Origin of the sequence: Alkalisalibacterium limincola (genome assembly GCF_008017755.1) — a bacterium.
Lineage (GTDB): Bacteria > Pseudomonadota > Gammaproteobacteria > Xanthomonadales > Xanthomonadaceae > Alkalisalibacterium > Alkalisalibacterium limincola.
The window spans coordinates 239,688-260,234 of record NZ_VRTS01000002.1; the positions used below are offsets into that span (position 1 = coordinate 239,688).

Genomic DNA, 20,547 nt, shown 5'->3' on the forward strand with positions numbered 1-20,547 from the left:
TCCGGTCTGGAGCCCCCATGTTCACAGGACTCATCGAAGCCGTCGGCCGCCTGCGCCAGCGCGAACCCGTCGGAGGCGACGTGCGCCTGGTCGTGGACATGGCCGGCCTGCCGCGGGAGGGGCTGGCCCTGGGCGAGAGCATCGCGGTGTCGGGCGTGTGCCTGACCGTGGTCGAGCTCGATACCGACAGCTTCGCCGCGGATGTGTCGAATGAAACCCTGTCGCGCACCACGCTGGGTGCGCTGGCCGACGGTGCCCCGGTGAACCTGGAGCGCGCGCTGCGCGCCGATGCCCGGCTGGGCGGTCACCTCGTGTCGGGCCACGTCGACGGCGTCGGCGAGGTGGTGTCGGTCGAGGAGGACGCGCGCTCGCAGCGCTGGCGCTTCCGTGCCCCGGGCACCCTGATGCGCTACATCGCCGAGAAGGGGTCGGTCTGCATCGATGGCACCAGCCTGACGGTGAATGCCGTCGGGGCCGACACCTTCGACGTGAACCTGGTGCCGCACACCGTGTCGCACACCGCCTTTTCCGCCGCCGGTCCCGGCCAGGCGGTCAACCTCGAGGTCGACCTGGTCGCCCGCTACGTCGAGCGCCTGCTCGCCCACCGCGGCGATGCCGCTGGAGAAACCGCATGAGCTTCGCCCCCGTCCCCGAACTGCTCGAGGAGATCCGCGCCGGCCGCATGGTCGTCATCGTCGACGACGAGGACCGCGAGAACGAGGGCGACCTGATCATGGCCGCCGAGCTGGTCAAGCCCTCCGACATCAACTTCATGGTCACCCATGCCCGCGGCCTGGTGTGCCTGTCGCTGACCCGCGAGCGCTGCCAGCAGCTGGGCCTGGCGCCGATGGTCAGCGACAACCGCTCCCAGCACCACACCAACTTCACCGTATCGATCGAGGCCGCCGAGGGCGTCACCACCGGTATTTCCGCCTACGACCGGGCGCACACGGTGCGCACCGCGGTGCGGCCGGACGCCGGCCCGGACGACCTCGCCCAGCCGGGCCACATCTTCCCGTTGATGGCGCAGCCCGGCGGCGTGCTGACCCGCGCCGGCCACACCGAGGCGCGCCGACCTGGCCCTTCTGGCCGGCCTGGAGCCCGCCGGCGTGCTGGTGGAGGTGCTCAACGACGACGGCAGCATGGCGCGCCGGCCGCAGCTGGAGGCGTTCGCGAAGCAGCACGGCCTTAAGATCGGCTCGATCGAGGACCTGATCGCCCACCGCCTGGCCACCGAACACACCGTGGAGCGCATCGACGAGCGCGAGATCGACACCGAGTTCGGCCCGTTCCGGTTGCTGACCTGGCGCGACCGCATCGCCCACGACCTGCACTTCGCCCTGGTGCGCGGCACGCCCGACGCCAGCCGCCCGGTGCTGACCCGGGTGCACGTGAAGAACCCGCTGTCGGACGTGCTGCACTGGCGGCGGGGTGACTTCGGCGTCGCGATCACCGACGCGCTGCGCATGATCGACGAGGCCGGGGAGGGCGTGCTGGTGGTGCTGGCCGAGCCGGTCGACCCCAAGCGACTGCTGGCCCGCCTGCGCCAGCAAGCCGAGCCCGCCGCGGGCAAGGCCAGTTCCGCGGAATGGCGTCGCAACGGGGCCGGCGCGCAGATCCTGGCCGACCTGGGCCTGAAGCAGCTGCGCGTGATCGGGACGCCGCGGCGCCAGATCGGCCTGGCCGGGTACGGCCTGGAAGTGGTCGATTACGTCGACCCGGCGGCCCCGCGCTAAACTGCCCCTTCCCCAGAGTCCAGACTGCCCATGACCCATTACGAAGGTGAGCTGCGCGTCACCGCCGGTGATCGCTTCGCGATCCTCGCCGCGCGCTGGAACCCCCGCATCACCGACGCGCTGGTGGAAGCCGCGCGCAAGACCTTCGCCGACAACGGCGTGGACCCGTCCGACGTGGACGTGGTGCGGGTGCCGGGCACCTGGGAGCTTCCTGCCGCCGCCGCCACGATCGCCGCCGCCGGCGCCCACGTGGCGATCGTCGCGCTGGGCTGCGTGGTGCGTGGCGACACCCGCCACTACGAGCACGTCGCCGACGAGTGCGCCCGCGGCCTGATGCAGGTGTCGATCGACCACTGCCTGCCGGTGTGCAACGGCGTGCTGGCCGTCGAACAGCACGAGGACGCCGAGGCCCGCGCCGGTGGCAGCCACGGCAACAAGGGCGAGGAGGCGGCGCTGGCCGCGATGGAGATGGCGAACCTGCTGCCGCGACTGGTGGAGGCCGCGCAAGCGGAGGCCGCGCGATGAGCACACGCAAGAGCGATGGCATCGACTTCGCCGCGCGCTCGCGCTCGCGCCGCCGCGCGCTGCAGGCGATCTACGCCTGGCAGATGTCGGGCACGCCGCTGGCGCGCCTGCTCGAGGAGTTCGCCCACGAGCAGGACATGAACGTCGCCGACGCGGCCTACTTCGAAGACCTGGTCACCGGCGTGGTGCGCGGCGCGAAGGCGCTCGACGAGGCCCTGTCGGGCTTCCTCGACCGCGGCATCGACCAGGTCGACCCGATCGAGCGCGGCGTGCTGCGCATTGCCGCCTACGAGATGCTGCACCGCCCCGACGTGCCCTACCGCGTGGTCATCAACGAAGCGATCGAGACCACCAAGCGCTTCGGTGCCGACCACGGCCACAGCTACATCAATGGCGTGCTCGACAAGGCCGCCGCGCAGTGGCGTGCGGTCGAGGCGGAAGCGGCGCGCAAGGGATGAGCCGGCGTGACCGCGTCGGGTGAGTTCGACCTGATCGCGCGCATCCGCGAGCGCTGCCCGCAGCGCGAGGATGTTCGCCTGGGCATCGGCGACGATGCCGCGCTGCTGCAGCCGCCGATGGGCGAGCTGCTGGCGATCACCTCCGACACGCTGAATTCCGGCGTGCATTTCCCGACCAGCACCGACGCCGAGGCGGTCGGTCACAAGGCCCTGGCGGCGAACCTCAGCGACCTGGCCGCGATGGGCGCCCGCCCGTTGTGGTGCACCTTGTCGCTGTGCCTGCCCGACTCCGACCCGGACTGGCTGGATCGCTTCCTCGACGGTTTCCTGGTGCTGGCGCAATCCCACGGCATCGCGCTGGTGGGAGGCGACACGACCCGGGGTCCGCTGTCGATTTCGGTTACCGCGATCGGCTCGGTGCGGGACGGCCAGGCGCTGCGGCGCGATGGCGCCCGTGCCGGCGACGACGTGTGGCTGACCGGTACGGTCGGTGATGCCGCGGCCGGCCTGCTGCTGGTGAGCAATCCCGACACGCTGGGCCAACCCGATGACGTCGCCTTCCTGCGCGGCCGGCTGGATCGTCCCACCCCCCGGGTGGCCGCCGGGATCGCGCTGCGTGGTCTGGCCAGCGCGGCGATCGACGTGTCCGACGGCGTGCTGGCCGACCTGGGGCATGTGCTGGAGGCCAGCGGCCTCGCGCCGAATTGAAGCTTGAAGCGGTGCCGGCATCACCCGCGCTGGCGGCTTGCGTGCCCGTGCCCGGGCGCCACGTATTGCAACTCACCGGCGGTGACGATTACGAACTGTGCTTCACCGCCGACCGCCAACAGCGCGACCAGGTGGTCGCCACGCTGGCAGCACTGGATGTGGCCGTGACCCGGATCGGAACCTGTACCGAGGCCCGCGGCCTGCGGGTGTTCGACGCCGGCGGCGAGGCCTGGCAGCCGCCCACCACCGGCTATCGCCACTTCGACGGACCGGCCGGATGAGCGAGCCCACCGCAGCTGCCGGTGCCACGGCATACCAGCCGCTCAACGCGCGCACGATGCTGGTCCACCCGCTGGGCTGGCTGGCCACCGGCGCAGGCTCCGGCTTGTCGCCCAGGGCCCCGGGCACCGCCGGTTCGATCGCCGGCCTGCTGCCGTGGCTGCTGCTGGCGCAACTGCCGCCGCTGGCCTACCTCGCCGTCACCGCGCTGGTGTTCGTGCTGGGTACGTGGTCGGCGAACTGGGTCATCGCACGCACCGGCGTGCAGGATCCGGGGGCCGTCGTCGTCGACGAGTGGGTCGGCCTGTGGCTGGCGCTGTTCCTGGTGCCGGCCGGCTGGGCCTGGGTGCTGGCCGGCTTCGTCCTGTTCCGCCTCTTCGACATCCTCAAGCCCTGGCCGTGTTCCTGGGCCGACCGCCGCCTCAAGGGTGGAATGGGCGTCATGATCGACGACGTGTTCGCCGGGCTGTACGCACTGGCGCTGCTGCAGGCGGCGTCCTGGGTGCTGGCGCGCGCCGCGTAGCTGCGCTCGGAGCGGCTCAGGTCGGTGGCAGCAGCTTGCCGGGGTTCATGATGCCCTGAGGGTCGAACTGCGCCTTCACCGCGCGCATCATCGCCAGCGTCGGCGCGTCGACCGCACGGCCCATGAAGTCGCGCTTGGCCAGGCCGATGCCGTGTTCGCCCGACAGCGTGCCGTCCAGCGACAGCACTGCGTCGAACACGCCATGCATCGCGGCCTCGGCCCGGCGGCTTTCGTCCGCGTCGGCGGGGTCGTAGAGGATGTTGGTGTGCAGGTTGCCGTTGCCGGCGTGGCCGAAGCACACAATGGTCAGCCCATGCCGTCGCGACAGCGCCCGTACCGCCTCGACCAGTGCGGGGATGCGCGAGACCGGCACGACCACGTCCTCGTTGATCTTGCCCGGCGCGATCGTGCGCAGGGCCGGTGACAGCGCCTTGCGTGCGGCCCACAGCTTCAGGCGCGCGGCTTCGTCGGGCGCGTCGTCGATGCCGATCGCACCGGGACCATCGGCAGCGCGGCGCAGCGCGGCGACAGCGTGGGGAAGGGTGTCCGGGTCGCCGTCGGCCTCGATCATCAGCAGCGCGCCGGCGGCGGGAATGTCGGCACCACCGACTTCGCGGGCCAGGCGCACGCAGTCGCCGTCCATGAACTCCAGCATCGACGGCACCACCGGCTGCGCCATCAGCCGCGCCACCGCGGCGGCGGCGGATTCGACGCTGTCGTAGAGCGCGCGCAGTGCCTGGCGGGCGCGGGGTTTCGGGCTCAGCTTCAGCGTCGCCTCCACCACCAGGCCCAGCGTGCCCTCCGAGCCGATGACGAAGCGGGTGAAGTCGTAGCCGGTGCTGGCCTTGGTGGTGTTGCCGCCACAGCGGATCAGCTCGCCGTTGCCGGCCACCAGCGCCAGGCCCAGCACGTTGTCGCGGGTCGCTCCGTATTTCACCGCCGCCGGCCCGCCGGCATTCGTGGCGATGTTGCCGCCGATCGTGCAGTACGGGGCCGAGGTCGGGTCGGGCGGCCAGAAGAAGCCGTGCTCGGCGGCCGCCTCCTGCAGCCGGCCATTGAGCAGGCCGGGTTCCACCACCGCCAGCCGGTCCTCGGGTGCCAGCCGCAGCAGCCGGTCCATGCGCTCGAAGCTGACCACCAGGCCGCCCCCGGACGGCACGCTGGCACCAGTGGTGTTGGTGCCGCGGCCACGTGCAACCACGGGCATGCGCGCGTCGCGGCAGGCGGCCACCAGGGCCTGCACCTGGGCCACTTCGCGCGGCAGCGCGACGGCGGCGGGCATCGCCTGGCGGCGCGAGTTGTCGTAGCCGTAGGCCAGGCATTCGCCCGGGTCGGTCAGCAGCGCCTGCCCGCCCAGCGCATCGCGAAGCCGGGTGGCCAGTCGCGGGTCCAGGGTGCGGGTGTCGCCAGGGCCATCGTGAGCCACGTGCACCTCCGCCTACAGGTCGTCGAGCCGGAACGCATCGCGGATCCATTCGATCACCGGTGCGTCGTCACTGCCAGTCACCGACACCACGTCGAAGCGGCAGGGCCGTTGCGACAGCGTCGGGTTGCGCAGCAGCCAGGCCTGGGCGGCCCGCGCCAGCTTGCGCATCTTGCGCCAGTCGACCGAGTCGGCGCCGTCGCCGAAATCGCTGCGGGCGCGGTAGCGCACCTCGGTGAACGCGACCGTGTCGCCATCGGCCATGACCAGGTCGAGTTCGCCGACCTTGAAGTGGGCATTGGCTTCGATCAGTCGCAGGCCACGGGCTTCCAGGTACGTGCGCGCGGCGGCCTCGAAGGCCGCGCCGCGCGCACGGGTGTCACTCGCCGCCAACGTCCTGCGGCATCAGCTGGCCATCCAGCGCCGGCCGCGGGCGGCCGCCGGAGAACACGCCCCAGCCGGGGCTGCGCAGCACGTTGCCGAAGCCGTCGAGGCGCAGCTCGCCGGTGGCGCCGTTGAGCCAGGCACCGGAGGATCGCGAAAGGTGTTCCAGGTAGCCCGACAGCCGATAGGCGTCGAAGCCGAAGGCGAACAGGCGGGCACCACCGCCGCGGGCGCTCTCCAGGTCGCGGCCGACCTGGTCGACATTGGGCAGCTCCGAGAAGCGGCCCAGCGCCCACGGTGCCTCGGGGAACTCGATGCCGTCCAGCTCGCGGTCCTGGCGCGGGTCGCCGGTGCCGATGAGGATCTGCGACGTCGCCGCGATCGGGCGCGGCGGGTAGCCGGCCACCGCCAGTTGCGGCACCAACAGCCGCGCGTCGGCGCGCGCAGCGCCAGGAACAGCGCGTCGTGGACATCGGGGCCGCCGGCTTGCTGCTGGGCGAGCTGCAGCGCCCGGCTGTAGTCGGGCGAGCTGTCGTCGATGCGGGCCTCGGCCAGGATCACGCCGCCGCGCTCCTGGAAGCGCACCTTGAACGCATCCAGTGCACGACGGGCACTGTCATCGGTGCCGGTGACGGTGATGATGCGGTTCAGTCCACGCTGCAGCAGGCGTTCGGCCGCGGCAAGGCCTTCCTCTTCGGGGTTGAGGGCGAAGCTCGCGCTGCCCGGCGGGCCGGGTTCGCTGGCACGGTTGAGCGCCAGCACCGGCACGTTGAGGCCGTCCTGGCGGAACAGCGCACTCACTTCGTCGCGCGACAGCGGGCCCAGGATCTGGTCGGCCCCTTCGGAGGTGGCCAGCTGGTAGGCATCCACGCTGCCGGCGGCGCTGCCGGCGGTGTCGTAGAAGACCACTTCCGGGCGTCGACGCTGCTCGCGGTAGTGCGCGGCCAGGATGCCGTCGCGCACCGACCGGCTGGCGGTCTCCATCTGCCCGCTCATCGGCAGCAGCACGGCCAGCCGCATCGGTGGCCGGTAACCGTCGTGGTCGGCCGGTGGCCGCAGTGCCAACGCCTCGCCCGGGAAGTCATGGCGGTCGTAGGCGCGTGGCAGCGGTAGCCCGCGCGAGCTCAGGGCGCGGCCCGCGAACGGGTACATGACGTGGCCATCGGGCAGCATCGCGGCGTTGGCCGACAGCTCGCCATCGGGCACGCGGGCCAGCAGGCGGTCGATCTCGGCGCGGTTGTCGGCCTGGGCCTGTCGGGTCAGGGACGCATCCAGCAGGGCCAGCTGGCGGGCGGCCTCGAAGTACTCGCCCTCGGTGGCCAGGGCCTCGGCGCGCAGCCGACCCCAGCGCTCGCGCTCGCGCGCATCCACGGCGGCCTGTTCGCTGCCCAGCAGCGCCAGCGCGGTGGCGGCCTCGCCATCGCGCAGGGCCTGCTCGGCACGGTCGATCTGCTCACCGGCCACGGCCGTGGCGCCGGGCGCGCGTACCACCTGGACCTGGGCACAGGCGGCAAGCAACACGAGGGAGAGGGCGAGTGCCGAAACTCGGATCATCGGGCGCGGTTCCTGAAAGTGCATGCGCCTGCGATCATACCCGCTCCGCTCGCAATGCCCGAACCGACCGGGCGCGACGTTCAGGGCGCGAACATGGTCGCAGCATCCCCGGAAACTCCGAACGCGGGCACCCTTCATGTGGTGGCCACGCCGATCGGCAACCTGGCCGACATCTCCGCGCGCGCGCTGCAGGTGCTGGCCGGGGTCGATGCGATCTGCGCGGAGGACACCCGCCACACCCGGCAGTTGCTGTCCCACCACCGCATCGAGCGCCCGCTGGTGGCGCTGCACGAACACAACGAGGCCGTCCAGGCCGAGGCGCTGGTCGAGCGGCTGCGGAAGGGGGAGTCGCTGGCGCTGGTGTCGGATGCCGGCACCCCGCTGATCAGCGACCCCGGCTTCCGGCTGGTGCGCGCCGCGCGCGAAGCGGGGCTGCGCGTGAGCCCGGTGCCGGGCCCCAGTGCGGTCATCGCCGCGCTGTCGGTGGCCGGCCTGCCCAGCGACCGCTTCTGCTTCGAGGGCTTCCTGCCGGCCAAGCCGGCCGCGCGCGCGAGCGCCTCTCGCGACTGGCCGCCGAGCCCCGCACGCTGGTGTTCTATGAAAGCGCCCATCGCATCGAGGCCTGCCTGGCCGACATGGTCGCCGTGTTCGGCGAAACGCGCCGCGCCGCGATCGCGCGCGAGCTGACCAAGCTGTTCGAAACCGTCCTCGACGGCACGCTGGCGACGCTGGCCGAGCGGGTGGCCACGGACGCCGACCAGCGCAAGGGCGAGTTCGTCGTCATCCTCGAAGGTGTTGGCGACGAGGCCGAGGGACGGCTGGCCGAGGGCCGGCGGCTCTACGCGAAGCTTTGCGAGCACCTGGCCCCGTCGCAGGCCGCGCGGCTGGCGGCGGAGCTGTCCGGCGCGCCGCGAAAGGCGCTCTACCAGGGCTGAGCATGCCCGACGCAACGGTCCTGGTTCGGTCGCTGGCGCCCCCGGCGTTCAGCGCGACCGGGTACACTTCCCGTGCGGAGTCGGCCAGGCAATCGCGTCACCCCTTCGGGGGTGCCGAGGAAAGTCCGGGCTCCACAGGGCAGGGTGCCAGGTAACGCCTGGGCGGCGCGAGCCGACGGAAAGTGCAGCAGAGAACAGACCGCCGAACGGCATCGCAAGGTGCGCGTGGTAAGGGTGAAACGGTGCGGTAAGAGCGCACCGCCTGCGGGGCCAACGCCGCAGGGCACGGCAAACCCCACCCGGAGCAAGGCCAAATAGGGGTGCTATGGTGCGGCCCGCACTGCACCCGGGTAGGCTGCTTGAGGCCTGCAGCAATGCAGCGTCCAGACGAATGATTGCCCACGACAGAACCCGGCTTATCGGCCGGCTCCGCACCTGCTTCCACCCGACGCCCCTGCGTTTCGCGCAGGGGCGTCGGCATGTGGGGCGGGTGGGGGCGCGACGGGGCATGCCGGGCGGGGCGCGCGCAATGCCGCGGCCGGGTCGCCGGTTCCGGCGCAGTGAAGCTGAACCACCCGGTGGCCTGGTCACGAAATAATCAATCTGGAATTCCTGCGGTAAATCAGTGGATACCAAACGCTTCTTGAACCAGCTTGTTAAGATTGCCGTAAGCCACTGACGGCAAAAGTGATTTCGCCCCTCAAAACCGCTTGACGCAACGCTCACGGCAGGACTAAGGTGGGTCAGCGGGGGAAAACCGGGAATTTCGTGGTTTTCTCAGGAAACTCAGGGCAGGGCGAATGTTCCAGGGCGAAACGGCCATCACGATCGACGACAAGGGCAGGCTGGCGATTCCGACCAGCTACCGCGAGCTCGTCGTGCGTGAGTGCGGCAACCGCCTGGTCATCACCTACAACCCCTACGAGCACGGCTGCCTGTGGCTTTACCCGCAGGCGCAGTGGGAAAAGGTGCGCGACCAGGTCAACGCCCTGCCGTCGGCCAAGCGCGTTCACCGCAACCTGCAGCTGAAGCTGGTCGGTGCCGCCACCGCGGTCGAGCCCGACGGCAACGGCCGCATCCTGCTGCCTGCCAGTCATCGGCATGCGGCCGCGCTGGAAAAGAAAGCGGTGTTGCTGGGCATGGGCACCAAGTTCGAACTCTGGAGCGAGCAGGCTCACCTCGCGCAGATCCGTCAGACCATCGGGGAAGACGAGATCAGCGACGACATGCTCGACCTCAGGCTGTAAGGGGACGGCCCGGGATGCGCACCGGCGCACACGACCCGAGCCATCTCCCGGTGATGTTCAAGCAGGTGCTGGACGGCCTGCAGGTGACCAGGGATGGACGGTATCTGGATGGCACGTTCGGCCGTGGCGGCCACGCGCGGGGCGTGCTGGAGCAACTGGGGCCAGCGGGGCAACTGCTCGTGATGGACAAGGATCCCGAAGCGATCGCTTTCGCCGAACGCCAGTTCGGTGGCGATCCGCGCGTGCGGATCTTCCGCGGCAGTTTCGCCGACCTGGCCAACTGGGACGCCACCGCCGAGGGCCTGGACGGCGTGATGCTGGACCTGGGCGTGTCCTCGCCGCAGCTCGACGTGGCCGAGCGTGGCTTCAGCTTCGGCAAGGACGGCCCGCTGGACATGCGCATGGATCCCGACACCGGCGAGAGTGCCGCGCAGTGGCTGGCGCACGCGTCCGAGCGCGAGATCGCCGACGTGCTGTGGACCCTCGGCGAGGAGCGCCAGAGCCGCCGCATCGCCCGCGCCATCGTCAACCGCCGCGGCGAGCAGCCCTTCGAGCGCACCGCCGACCTGGCCGGCCTCATCGCCGCGATCGTCGGCCGCGGCGACGGCCATACCCACCCGGCCACGCGCAGCTTCCAGGCCATCCGCATCCACATCAACCGCGAGCTCGAGGACCTCGAGCGCGGGCTGGCCGCCGCACACGACCGTCTCAAGCCCGGTGGCCGCCTGGCGGTCATCAGCTTCCATTCGCTGGAAGACCGCATCGTCAAGCGCTTCATCCTCGGCCGCGCCAAGCCGCCGCCGGCGAACCGCCGGCTGCCCGAAGCCGGGGTGTTCGTACCGACGCTGCGCGAGGTCGGCAAGGCGCAGCGTGCCGAGGCCGGGGAAACGTCGAGCAACCCGCGCGCCCGCTCGGCGGTGCTGCGCATCGCGGAGAAGCTGCCGTGAGCTTCCGCCTCTTCTTCCTGGTGGTGCTGGTGGCGGCGACGATGGCCAGCGCGATCGCCGTGGTGCATGCGCGCCACGAGCATCGCCTGCAGTTCATCGAGCTGACCCGCCTTGAGCGCGAACGCGACGAGCTCGACATCGAGTTCGGCCGCCTGCAACTCGAGCAGGCCACCTGGGCCGACACCGCCCGCATCGAGGAGGTGGCGCGCAACCGGCTGAAGATGGTCACGCCCGAAGGCGATGCCCTGATCGTGGTGCGGCCATGAGGACGCGCAACCGCCAGTACAACGTCCGCGGCCGGACCCTGTTCGTCGGCCTGGCGATGGCGCTGGCCTCGTCGATGCTGGTGGCGCGCGCGGGCTACCTGCAGCTGGTCAACAACGACTTCCTGCAGCAGCAGGGCGACGCGCGCTTCGTGCGGCAGATCCCGATCCCCGTCTCGCGCGGCATGATCACCGACCGCAACGGCGAGCCGCTGGCGGTGTCCTCGCCGGTCGAGTCGATCTGGGCCAATCCGCGCGAGCTGCTGCTGCACCCGCAGCGCCTGCCGGAGCTGGCGCAGGCGCTGGGGACGCCGCTGGCGCCGATGACCGAGCGCATCCAGGCGCGCGCCGAGCGCGAGTTCGTCTACCTGCGCCGGCACATGAATCCCGACGACGCCGAGGAGATCATCGAGCTGGGCATCCCGGGCGTGTTCAGCCAGCGCGAGTTCCGCCGCTTCTACCCGCTGGGCGACGTCATGGCCCACGTGCTGGGCTTCACCAACATCGACGAGCACGGCCAGGAAGGCCTGGAGCTGGCCTTCGACGAATGGCTCACCGGCACCCCGGGCGCCAAGCGCATCATCCGCGACCGCCGCGGGCGGATCGTCGAGAACGTCGACCTGGTGCGCGCCGCCGAGCCCGGTCGCGAGCTGAACCTGTCGATCGACCGCCGCATCCAGTACCTGGCCCATCGCGAACTCAACGCCGCGCTGCTCCAGCACGACGCCAGTGCCGGATCGGTGGTGGTGCTCGACGTGCACAACGGCGAGATCCTGGCGATGGTCAACGCGCCGTCGTACAACCCGAACGCCCGCCACACCGCCGAGCGCGGCAGCATGCGCAACCGCGCGGTCACCGACGTGCTCGAGCCGGGTTCGGTGATCAAGGCCATGACCGTGGCCGCGGCCCTGGAGACCGGCCGGGTGCATCCGGACACGGTGATCCCGACCAGCCCGGGCTACATGACCGTCCACCGCCATACCGTGCGCGACATCCGCAACTTCGGCACGCTCACCACCACCGGCCTGTTGACCAAGAGCTCCAACGTGGCCTCGGTGAAGCTGGCCCAGGACATGCCGCCGGAGCACCTGTTCGACGTGCTCAACCGCTTCGGTTTCGGCCAGGCCACCGGTTCGGGCTTCCCGGGCGAATCCGCCGGCGTGCTGCCCACGGTGCGCAGCTGGGGGCCGGTGGAGCGCGCCACGATCGCATTCGGCTACGGCGTCTCGGCCACGCCGCTGCAGCTGGCGCAGGCCTATGCCGCGATCGGCAATGGCGGCCACCTGGTCACCCCGACCTTCGTGCGCGGTGCCCCCGCCGCAGTCGCGCCGGGCACTGGATCCGCACGTCGCGCAGCAGCTGATGGACATGCTGGAGACGGTGACCGGTCCCGAGGGCAGCGCCACCCGCGCCCGGGTCGTGGGCTACCGCGTGGCAGGCAAGACCGGCACCTCGCGCAAGGCCAGCGTCGGCGGCTACCAGCGCCGCTACCTCAGCCTGTTCGCCGGCCTGGTGCCGGCCAGCAACCCGCGCCTGGCCATGGTCGTGGTGATCGACGACCCGAAGGGCAGCGGCTACTACGGCGGCCTGGTCGCCGCGCCGGTGTTCGCCGGCGTCATGGAAGGAGCGCTGCGCTTGCTCGACGTGCCGCCGGATGCCTCCGAACAGTGGTACGCGCAGCTGCCGCCGGTCATCGCGCCGGTGCATGACGATGGTGCGCCGGCCGAGGCCGAGTCCGTGCCCGGGCCGCTGTCGACGGGAGGCCTGCAATGAGCCGCGTGAGCCTGGCCGACCTGCTCGACGGCATGGCGATGGTGCCGGGTGCGGAGCACATCGAGGTCTCGGGCCTGTCGCTGGACAGCCGGCAGGTGCAGCCGGGCGACCTGTTCATCGCCTTGTCCGGAGCCAGCGCGCACGGCTTGTCCCACGCCGCTGCCGCCTTGGAGCGCGGCGCGGTGGCGGTCCTGTTCGAACCCCCCCAGCCCGAGGGTGTCGCGTTGCCGGGGAACAGCTGGGCGGTGCCCGGCCTGCGCTCCCTGCTGGGCACGCTGGCCTCGCGCTTCTTCGGTGACGCTTCGCGCGCGCTCGAAGTGGTCGGCGTGACCGGCACCAACGGCAAGACCTCCACCGTGCAGTTGCTGAGCCAGGCGCTGAACCTGGGCGGCGCCACGGCCGGCAGCATCGGTACGCTGGGCGCCGGCCTGCACGGGCAGGTGGTGGCGGGCGAGCGCACCACGCCCGACGTGCTGGCGGTGCACCGGCTGCTGGCGCAGATGCGCGATGCCGGGGCCACCCACGTGGCGATGGAGGTGTCCTCGCACGCGCTCGACCAGGGCCGCGTGGATGGCGTGGCGTTCCGGGTGGCGGTGTTCACCAACCTCAGCCGCGACCACCTCGACTACCACGGCGACATGGAGGCCTACGCGGCCGCCAAGTCGCTGCTGTTCCACACCCCGGGCCTGCAGGCGGCCGTGGTGAACCTGGACGACGATACCGGCCGCCGGATCCACGCCGGCCTGCCGGATGCGCTGCAACGCATCGGCGTCAGCTCGCACGGCCAGCCCGAGGCGGTGCTGCGTGCGGAGCGGGTGCAGCCCGACAACGCCGGGATCGGTTTCGACCTGGTCGAGGGCGAGGAGGCCGAGCGCATCCAGTCGCCCCTGCTCGGCCGCTTCAACGTCGACAACCTGCTGGCGGTGGCGGGCGTGCTGCGCGCGCTGGGCCACGACCTGCACCAGACGGCGCTGCTGATCAACCAGCTGCAGCCGGTGCACGGCCGGATGACCCGCCTGGGTGGCAGCGGCGGCCAGCCGCTGGTGGTGGTCGACTACGCCCATACCCCGGATGCGCTGGAGCAGGCCCTAGGCGCGCTGCGCGACCACGCGGTCGGCGTTCTGGTCTGCGTGTTCGGCTGTGGCGGCGAGCGCGACCGCGGCAAGCGCCCGGAGATGGCCGCCGTGGCCGAGCGCCTGGCCGACCGCGTGTTCGTGACCGACGACAATCCGCGCAACGAGGACGGCGACCGCATCGTCGAGGAGATCATGGCCGGGTTCTCCGACCCGGCGCGGGTGCGCATCGAGCGCGATCGCGGCCGCGCCATCGCGCAGGCGATCGCCGAAGCCGCTGCCGATGACATCGTGCTGGTCGCCGGCAAGGGCCACGAGCCCTACCAGGAAGTGGGTGGCCAGCGGCTGGGTTTCGACGACGCCGAAGTGGCGCAACGCGTGCTGGAGGGTCGGGCATGAGGCCGGTGATGCTCTCGCAGGTGGCGCAGTGGTGCGAGGGTCGCCTGCTGGGCGAGGATCGCGAGATCACGTCGGTGGGCACGGACAGCCGCCAGGCCTGCCCCGGCATGCTGTTCGTCGCGCTGCGTGGCGCGCGCGTCGATGGCCACGAGCACGCCGCCGATGCGGTGGCGGCCGGCGCCAGTGCGCTGCTGGTGCAGCGGCGCCTCGACTGCGACGCCTCCCAGGTGCTGTGCGCCGACACCGAGTCCGCGCTGGGCGACCTGGCCGCCGGCATCGCGCAGGGACGCCCGGCGCGCACGCTGGCGATCACCGGCAGCAATGGCAAGACCGGCGTGAAGACGCTCACGGCCGCCATTCTGTCCGGCGTCGCTCCCACCTATGCGAACCCGGGCAACCGCAACAACGAGATCGGCCTGCCCCTGGCGGTCATCGATGCCCCCGAGGACGCCGCCTTCGCGATCTACGAGATGGGCGCGGGCAAGCCCGGCGACATCGCCTACCTCACTGCCATCGCCAGGCCCGATATCGCCCTCGTGAACAACATCGGCCCGGCGCATCTTGAGCGCATGGGTACGCTGCTGGCCATCGCTGAAACCAAGGGCGCGATCTACGAGGCGCTGCCGGCCGACGGCATCGCCGTGATCAACGCCGACGACGCGTTCGCGGAACTGTTCGGCGAGCGTGCCGCCGGCCGTCGCCAGGTGCGATTCGGCATGGAAGGCAGCGCCGACGTGCGTGCGCTCGACCTGCAGCTGGGCTCGCAGGGCGCGCGCTTCCGCCTGCACACGCCCGACGGCGAGGCCGAGGTCGAGCTGCCGCTGCCCGGCCAGCACAACGTGCTCAATGCGCTCGCCGCCGCCTCGCTGGCCTGGGCCGCCGGGGCCACGCCGGCGCAGATCGCCGCCGGCCTGGCCGGTGCGCAGCCGGTGGCCGGGCGCCAGGTGGTGCATCGCATCGGCGAGGACATCCGCCTGGTCGACGACAGCTACAACGCCAACCCTGCATCGGTCGCCGCGGCGATCGACACGCTGGCCGGTGGCGGCGGCGAAGGCTGGCTGGTGCTGGGCGACATGGGCGAACTGGGCCCCGCGGCGGAGATGCTGCACGCCGAGGTCGGCGACCGCGCACGTCGCGCCGGGCTCAGCCACGTCTACACCGTCGGCACGCTCAGTCGTGCCGCCAGCCGCGCCTTCGGCGACGGCGGCGAACACTTCGCCAGCCACGAGGCACTCATCGACGCACTTCGCCGGCGGTTGGCACCGGGCGTGCGCTGCGTCGTCAAGGGCTCGCGCTCGGCAGGCATGGAGCGGGTCGTGAAGGCCCTGTTGGACGACGCCGGCACCCAGGGGGAGGAGTCCGGACATGTTGCTTGAACTCGCCATGTGGCTGCAGGGCTTCCATCCCGGCTTCGGGATCTTCGGCTACATCACCTTCCGCGGCATCCTCAGCGCCCTGACCGCGATGCTGCTCTCGCTGTGGCTGGGTCCGCCGGTGATCCGCTGGTTGGCCGCGCTCAAGTCCGGTGGCCAGCCGATCCGCCAGGACGGCCCGCAGACGCACTTCAAGAAGGCCGGCACGCCGACCATGGGCGGCGCGCTGATCCTGCTGGCGGTGGTGCTGTCCACGCTGCTCTGGGGCGACCTGTCCAACCGCTACGTCTGGGTCATGGTCGGCGTGCTGCTGTCGTTCGGCCTGATCGGCTGGCTGGACGACTGGATCAAGATCGTCCGCCGCGACCCGAACGGCCTGAAGTCGCGCCACAAGTACGCGCTGCAGTCGCTGTTCGGCCTGATGGCGGCCGTGTTCCTGTTCCACACCGCCGACGTGCCGGCGGCCACCACCTTCTACCTGCCGCTGCTCAAGGACGTCGCGATTCCGCTGGGCGCCTGGTTCATCGTGGTCGCCTACTTCTGGATCGTCGGCTTCTCCAACGCGGTCAACCTGACCGACGGACTGGACGGCCTGGCGATCATGCCCACCGTGCTGGTGGCCTGTGCGCTGGGCGTGTTCGCCTACGCTTCGGGCAACGCGGTGTTCTCGGCCTACCTGCAGATCCCGCAGGTGCCGGGGGCGGGCGAGCTGGTCATCGTCGCCGCCGCGATCGCCGGCGCCGGGCTGGGCTTCCTGTGGTTCAACACCTACCCGGCGATGGTGTTCATGGGCGACATCGGCGCGCTGGCGCTGGGTGCCGCGCTGGGTGCGATGGCGGTCATCGTGCGCCAGGAGCTGGTGCTGGTGATCATGGGTGGCATCTTCGTCATCGAGACGCTCTCGGTGATGCTGCAGGTCGCCTCGTTCAAGCTCACGGGGAAGCGCATCTTCCGGATGGCGCCGATCCACCACCACTTCGAGCTCAAGGGCTGGCCGGAGCCGCGCGTCATCGTGCGCTTCTGGATCATCTCGGTGATGCTCGTGCTGGTCGGCCTGGCCACGTTGAAGGTGCGCTGAGATGGCCGACGGCAGCCAGTACACCCGCCCGGAAGGACAGGCCCAGCGCCTGGAGAAGATCCAGGGCCGTTACGACGGCTGGACGATCTTCGCCGCGCTGGCGCTGGCCTGCATCGGCGTGGTCATGGTCGCCTCGAGCTCGATCGCAGTGGCCGAGGGCCATGGCGTCGGGCAGTTCCACTACCTCACGCGCCACCTGGTGTTCCTGGCGGCGGGACTGGGCATGGCCTTCGTGGTCATGCGCACCGAGCTCAAGCGGGTCGAGTCCCACGCCCAGCTGCTGCCGGTGGTGTGCGTGGTGCTGCTGCTGCTGGTGTACGTCCCCGGCCTGGGCCACGAGGTCAACGGCGCACGGCGCTGGATCAACCTGCGGGTCTCCAACTTCCAGGTGGTCGAGGCGGTGAAGATCCTGCTGATCGTCTGGATGGCCAGCTACCTCAAGCGCTTCGCCGAGGCGGTGCAGATGACCTGGAGCGGCATGCTCAAGCCGCTGGGCATCGCCGGCGTCATGGTGGTGCTGCTGCTGATGCAGCCCGACTTCGGCTCGGCGATGCTGATCTGCGCGGTGGTCGGCGGCATGCTGCTGCTGGGCGGCGCGAGCATCCCGCGCATGGTCGCCCCGGTCATGCTGGCGGTGCCGGCCATCGGCCTGCTGGCAGTGTCGGAAAGCTACCGCGTGCGCCGCCTGACCAGCTTCATGAACCCCTGGGAGGATCCGTTCAAGGACGGCTTCCAGCTGACCCAGGCGCTGATCGCGATCGGCCGCGGCGAGTGGTTCGGCGTCGGCCTCGGCGGCAGCGTGCAGAAGCTGTTCTACCTGCCCGAGGCGCACACCGATTTCATCCTGGCGGTGATCGCCGAGGAGCTGGGCTTCATCGGCGTGGTCGCGATCATCGCGCTGTTCGCGCTGCTGACCTGGCGCGCGTTCTCGATCGGCCTGCGCGCGGTAGAGATGCGCCGCCTGTTCTCCGGCTTCATCGCGTTCGGCATCGGCCTCTACATCAGCCTGCAGGCCTTCGTGTCGATCGGCGTGAACCTGGGCCTGCTGCCGACCAAAGGCCTGACCCTGCCGCTGATCTCCTCGGGCGGATCCAGCGTCCTGATGACCTGCGTCTCCCTGGCCCTGTTGCTGCGCGTGGGCTATGAACTCGACCGCGCCGAGCGCCAGGTGGCACGTGCCCGCGGCGAACTGGCCGCAGAGGACGAGGTTCCGGCAGCCGCGCCGCCGCGCGACGCCGATGCCGACGCCGATGCGCTGCGCCCGCGTCGTGGTGGTCGCGTGCGCGTGGCGCCGACGCTGGGAGCGCAGGCATGAGCGCGCCGGTGATGATCATGGCCGGCGGCACCGGTGGGCACATCTTCCCGGGCCTGGCCGTGGCCCGTGCGCTGCAGGCACGCGACGTGCCCGTGGTCTGGCTGGGCTCGGCAGGGGGCATGGAGACCCGGCTGGTGGCCGAAGCCGGCATCGATATCGACACGATCAGCATCGCGGGCCTGCGCGGGAAGGGTGCGGCCACGCTGCTGCTGGCCCCATTCAAGCTGGTGCGCGCCGTGTTGCAGTCGCTGGGCGTGCTGCGCCGGCGGCGCCCGCGCGCGGTGATCAGCTTCGGCGGCTTCGCCGCAGGCCCGGGTGGCCTGGCCGCGTGGCTGCTGCGCCGTCCGCTGCTGGTGCACGAACAGAACGCCGCCCCGGGCATGACCAACCGGGTGCTCGCTCGTCTGGCGCGGCGGGTGCTGGCGGGGTTTCCCGACAGCTTTCCCGGCGTGGAACACGTCACGGTCGGCAACCCGGTGCGTGCCGAGATCGCTGCCTTGCCGGCGCCGGAGGAGCGGCTGTCCGGGCGCTCGGACCGGCCCGGGTGCTGGTGCTGGGCGGCAGCCAGGGCGCGCGCGCACTGAACCTCGGCGTGCCCGCCGCGATCGCCGCGCTGCCGCCGCAGGCGCGCCCGCAACTTCGCCACCAGTGCGGCCGCAGCGGCGAGCAGGCCACCCGCAGCGCCTACGAGGAAGCCGGTGTCGAGGCTTCGGTGGAGCCGTTCATCGCCGACATGGCGCAGGCCTATGCCTGGGCCGACCTGGTGGTGTGCCGCGCGGGTGCATCGACGATCGCGGAGCTCTCCGCGGCCGGCCTGGGCAGCGTGCTCGTGCCGTTCCCGCACGCCACCGACGACCACCAGACGCGCAACGCCGACTACCTCGTCGCCCGGGGTGCCGCCCATCTGGTGCCGGAGGGCGAGGGCTTCGTGCAGCGCCTGTCCGCCGCGCTGCAGGCCCCGCTGGCCGATGCCGCTGCCCGGCTGCGCATGGCGCAGGCCGCGCGCTCGGCGGCCTTCGACGATGCCGCGGGCCACGTGGCCGGGCATTGCCTGGAGGTGGCGCGATGATCCGGCGCCTGCTCAGCGGTGGCGACCTGGCCGAGCGCTTCCCGCGCGTGCACTTCGTCGGCATCGGTGGCGTCGGCATGAGCGGCATCGCCGAGGTGATGCTGACGCTGGGCTACAAGGTGTCGGGCTCGGACCGTGCCGAAAACGCGGTGACCAGGCGCCTGGTCGAGCTGGGCGCCGTGGTCCACCAGGGCCATGGCGCGACGAACGTGCAGGACGCCGACGTGGTGGTGGTGTCTTCGGCGATCCGTGCCGACAACCCGGAGCTGGCCGAGGCGCGCGAACGCCGCATCCCGGTGGTGCCGCGCGCGGAGATGCTGGCCGAACTGATGCGCTTCCGACGCGGCATCGCGGTGGCCGGCACCCATGGCAAGACCACCACCACCAGCCTGACCGCGGCGGTGCTGAGCGAAGCCGGGCTGGATCCCACCTTCGTGATCGGCGGCCAGCTGTTGTCGGCCGGCGCGAATGCGCGGCTGGGCAAGGGCCAGTGGCTGGTGGCCGAGGCAGACGAGAGCGATGGCAGCTTCCTGCGCCTGAATCCGCAGATCGCGGTGGTCACCAACATCGAGGCCGACCACCTGGAGAACTACGGCGGCGACTTCCAGCGTGTGCGCGACGCCTTTAACGAGTTCCTGCACCGGCTGCCGTTCTACGGGCTGGCGGTGCTGTGCGTGGACGACCCGGAAGTGGCGGCGCTGGTGGAAGTGGTGCCGCGCCACGTCATGAGCTACGGCTTCAGCGAAGGCGCCGACGTGCGCGCCAGCGACGTGCGCCAGGACGGCGGCCGGATGCATTTCACGCTGACGCTGCCGCAGTGCGACCCGCACCAGGTCACGCTGAACATGCCCGGCGCACACAACGTGCTCAACGCGCTGGCCGCCGCCGCAGTGGGCTGGCAGCTCGGTGCCTCGCCGGAGGGCATCGCCCGGGCGCTGGCCAACTTCACCGGCATCGGGCGGCGCTTCAACCAGATCGGCGAGATCGACTTCGACGGCCGTACCGCGCTGGTCGTCGACGACTACGGCCACCATCCCAGCGAACTGGCGGCGGTGTTCGCCGCGGCGCGCGGTGGCTGGCCGGAACGGCGCCTGGTGGTGGCGTTCCAGCCGCACCGCTACAGCCGCACCCTGGAACTGTTCGACGACTTCGCCGCCGTGCTCTCGGATGCCGATGCGGTGGTGCTGACCGAGGTCTACGCCGCCGGGGAAACCCCGATCCCGAACGCCGACTCGCGGGCGCTGGCCCGGGCGATCCGTGCCCGCGGCCGCATCGACCCGGTGGTGGTCGGCCCGGCGCGCGAGACGCTGCTGCCGGTGCTGGCCGATGTGCTGCACGAGGGCGACCTGCTGCTGGTGATGGGTGCGGGCGACATCGGCCGCGTGGCCGAGCAGCTGCGCCTGCATGGATACACGAAGGAGACTGCCCGGTGACCGGTTTTGCACCCCTGCGAAAGAGCGATCCCGCCGTGTTCGGTCGCGTCGC

General features: G+C 71.3%; 15 protein-coding genes, 1 other RNA gene and 6 pseudogenes. 18 read left to right on the forward strand and 4 right to left on the reverse strand.

What is annotated here, in order from left to right; all coding sequences use genetic code 11:
* Positions 1–17 precede the first annotated feature (17 nt).
* The 6 genes and pseudogenes from FU658_RS04140 (at position 18) to FU658_RS04165 (ending at position 4,229) form a co-directional block, all read left to right on the forward strand.
* Positions 18–635 carry a riboflavin synthase gene (locus tag FU658_RS04140; RefSeq protein ID WP_147890925.1) on the forward strand — a complete coding sequence of 206 codons (618 nt, stop codon included), beginning with the start codon at positions 18–20 and terminating at the stop codon, positions 633–635.
* Positions 632–1,736: pseudogene (gene ribB / locus FU658_RS04145) on the forward strand (3,4-dihydroxy-2-butanone-4-phosphate synthase). The gene FU658_RS04140 and the pseudogene ribB overlap by 4 nt, the downstream one beginning before the upstream one ends.
* Before the next feature lie 30 nt (positions 1,737–1,766).
* Positions 1,767–2,261 carry a 6,7-dimethyl-8-ribityllumazine synthase gene (ribH, locus tag FU658_RS04150; protein WP_147890926.1) on the forward strand — a complete coding sequence of 165 codons (495 nt, stop codon included), beginning with the start codon at positions 1,767–1,769 and terminating at the stop codon, positions 2,259–2,261.
* Positions 2,258–2,719, forward strand: coding sequence for a transcription antitermination factor NusB (nusB, locus tag FU658_RS04155; RefSeq protein ID WP_147890927.1), 462 nt, complete (start codon positions 2,258–2,260; stop codon positions 2,717–2,719). Before ribH ends, nusB begins: the two co-directional genes overlap by 4 nt.
* 6 nt (positions 2,720–2,725) lie before the next feature.
* Positions 2,726–3,708: pseudogene (gene thiL / locus FU658_RS04160) on the forward strand (thiamine-phosphate kinase).
* Positions 3,705–4,229, forward strand: a complete 525-nt coding sequence (locus FU658_RS04165) for a phosphatidylglycerophosphatase A family protein (protein WP_147890928.1) — start codon at positions 3,705–3,707, stop codon at positions 4,227–4,229. Before thiL ends, FU658_RS04165 begins: the two are co-directional and overlap by 4 nt.
* A gap of 16 nt (positions 4,230–4,245) precedes the next feature.
* Here FU658_RS04165 and FU658_RS04170 read toward each other — a convergent pair whose 3' ends face one another.
* The 4 genes and pseudogenes from FU658_RS04170 to FU658_RS04180 all read right to left on the reverse strand — a co-directional run.
* Positions 4,246–5,655: an FAD-binding oxidoreductase gene (locus FU658_RS04170; RefSeq protein WP_425477573.1), complete on the reverse strand. Its 1,410-nt coding sequence runs from the start codon at positions 5,653–5,655 to the stop codon at positions 4,246–4,248.
* A 12-nt stretch (positions 5,656–5,667) separates the two neighbouring features.
* Positions 5,668–6,045 carry a YraN family protein gene (locus FU658_RS04175; RefSeq protein ID WP_147890929.1) on the reverse strand — a complete coding sequence of 126 codons (378 nt, stop codon included), beginning with the start codon at positions 6,043–6,045 and terminating at the stop codon, positions 5,668–5,670.
* Positions 6,032–6,457: a penicillin-binding protein activator gene (locus tag FU658_RS15940; protein ID WP_425477581.1), complete on the reverse strand. Its 426-nt coding sequence runs from the start codon at positions 6,455–6,457 to the stop codon at positions 6,032–6,034. The genes FU658_RS04175 and FU658_RS15940 overlap by 14 nt, the downstream gene beginning before the upstream one ends.
* 59 nt (positions 6,458–6,516) lie before the next feature.
* A pseudogene (locus FU658_RS04180) lies at positions 6,517–7,728 on the reverse strand (penicillin-binding protein activator); the annotation flags it as partial.
* Here FU658_RS04180 and rsmI point away from each other — a divergent pair.
* The 12 genes and pseudogenes from rsmI (at position 7,684) to murC (ending at position 20,495) form a co-directional block, all read left to right on the forward strand.
* A pseudogene (gene rsmI, locus FU658_RS04185) lies at positions 7,684–8,525 on the forward strand (16S rRNA (cytidine(1402)-2'-O)-methyltransferase). The pseudogenes FU658_RS04180 and rsmI sit on opposite strands and share 45 nt — an antisense overlap.
* 76 nt (positions 8,526–8,601) lie before the next feature.
* An RNA gene (rnpB, locus tag FU658_RS04190) (RNase P RNA component class A) lies at positions 8,602–8,960 on the forward strand.
* Between the two features lie 365 nt (positions 8,961–9,325).
* On the forward strand, positions 9,326–9,772 hold the full coding sequence (gene mraZ / locus FU658_RS04195; protein ID WP_147890931.1) for a division/cell wall cluster transcriptional repressor MraZ: 447 nt from the start codon (positions 9,326–9,328) through the stop codon (positions 9,770–9,772).
* Between the two features lie 14 nt (positions 9,773–9,786).
* Positions 9,787–10,719, forward strand: a complete 933-nt coding sequence (gene rsmH / locus FU658_RS04200; protein WP_147890932.1) for a 16S rRNA (cytosine(1402)-N(4))-methyltransferase RsmH — start codon at positions 9,787–9,789, stop codon at positions 10,717–10,719.
* A gap of 41 nt (positions 10,720–10,760) precedes the next feature.
* Complete coding sequence (gene ftsL, locus FU658_RS04205) at positions 10,761–10,985, forward strand: cell division protein FtsL (protein ID WP_484476958.1); 225 nt, start codon at positions 10,761–10,763, stop codon at positions 10,983–10,985.
* Positions 10,982–12,755 (forward strand): annotated as a pseudogene (locus FU658_RS16155) (peptidoglycan D,D-transpeptidase FtsI family protein). Before ftsL ends, FU658_RS16155 begins: the two are co-directional and overlap by 4 nt.
* Positions 12,752–14,227: a UDP-N-acetylmuramoyl-L-alanyl-D-glutamate--2,6-diaminopimelate ligase gene (locus tag FU658_RS04215; RefSeq protein ID WP_147890933.1), complete on the forward strand. Its 1,476-nt coding sequence runs from the start codon at positions 12,752–12,754 to the stop codon at positions 14,225–14,227. Before FU658_RS16155 ends, FU658_RS04215 begins: the two are co-directional and overlap by 4 nt.
* The gene (locus FU658_RS04220) at positions 14,224–15,603 is read left to right on the forward strand and encodes a UDP-N-acetylmuramoyl-tripeptide--D-alanyl-D-alanine ligase (protein WP_147890934.1); all 1,380 of its coding nucleotides are present in this window, start codon (positions 14,224–14,226) and stop codon (positions 15,601–15,603) included. The genes FU658_RS04215 and FU658_RS04220 overlap by 4 nt, the downstream gene beginning before the upstream one ends.
* Complete coding sequence (gene mraY / locus FU658_RS04225; RefSeq protein ID WP_147890935.1) at positions 15,593–16,678, forward strand: phospho-N-acetylmuramoyl-pentapeptide-transferase; 1,086 nt, start codon at positions 15,593–15,595, stop codon at positions 16,676–16,678. The genes FU658_RS04220 and mraY overlap by 11 nt, the downstream gene beginning before the upstream one ends.
* Position 16,679: 1 nt before the next feature.
* The gene (gene ftsW / locus FU658_RS04230) at positions 16,680–17,993 is read left to right on the forward strand and encodes a putative lipid II flippase FtsW (RefSeq protein ID WP_147890936.1); all 1,314 of its coding nucleotides are present in this window, start codon (positions 16,680–16,682) and stop codon (positions 17,991–17,993) included.
* A pseudogene (murG, locus tag FU658_RS04235) lies at positions 17,990–19,062 on the forward strand (undecaprenyldiphospho-muramoylpentapeptide beta-N-acetylglucosaminyltransferase). Before ftsW ends, murG begins: the two are co-directional and overlap by 4 nt.
* The gene (murC, locus tag FU658_RS04240; RefSeq protein ID WP_147890937.1) at positions 19,059–20,495 is read left to right on the forward strand and encodes a UDP-N-acetylmuramate--L-alanine ligase; all 1,437 of its coding nucleotides are present in this window, start codon (positions 19,059–19,061) and stop codon (positions 20,493–20,495) included. The pseudogene murG and the gene murC overlap by 4 nt, the downstream one beginning before the upstream one ends.
* The last annotated feature ends 52 nt before the right edge of the window (positions 20,496–20,547 follow it).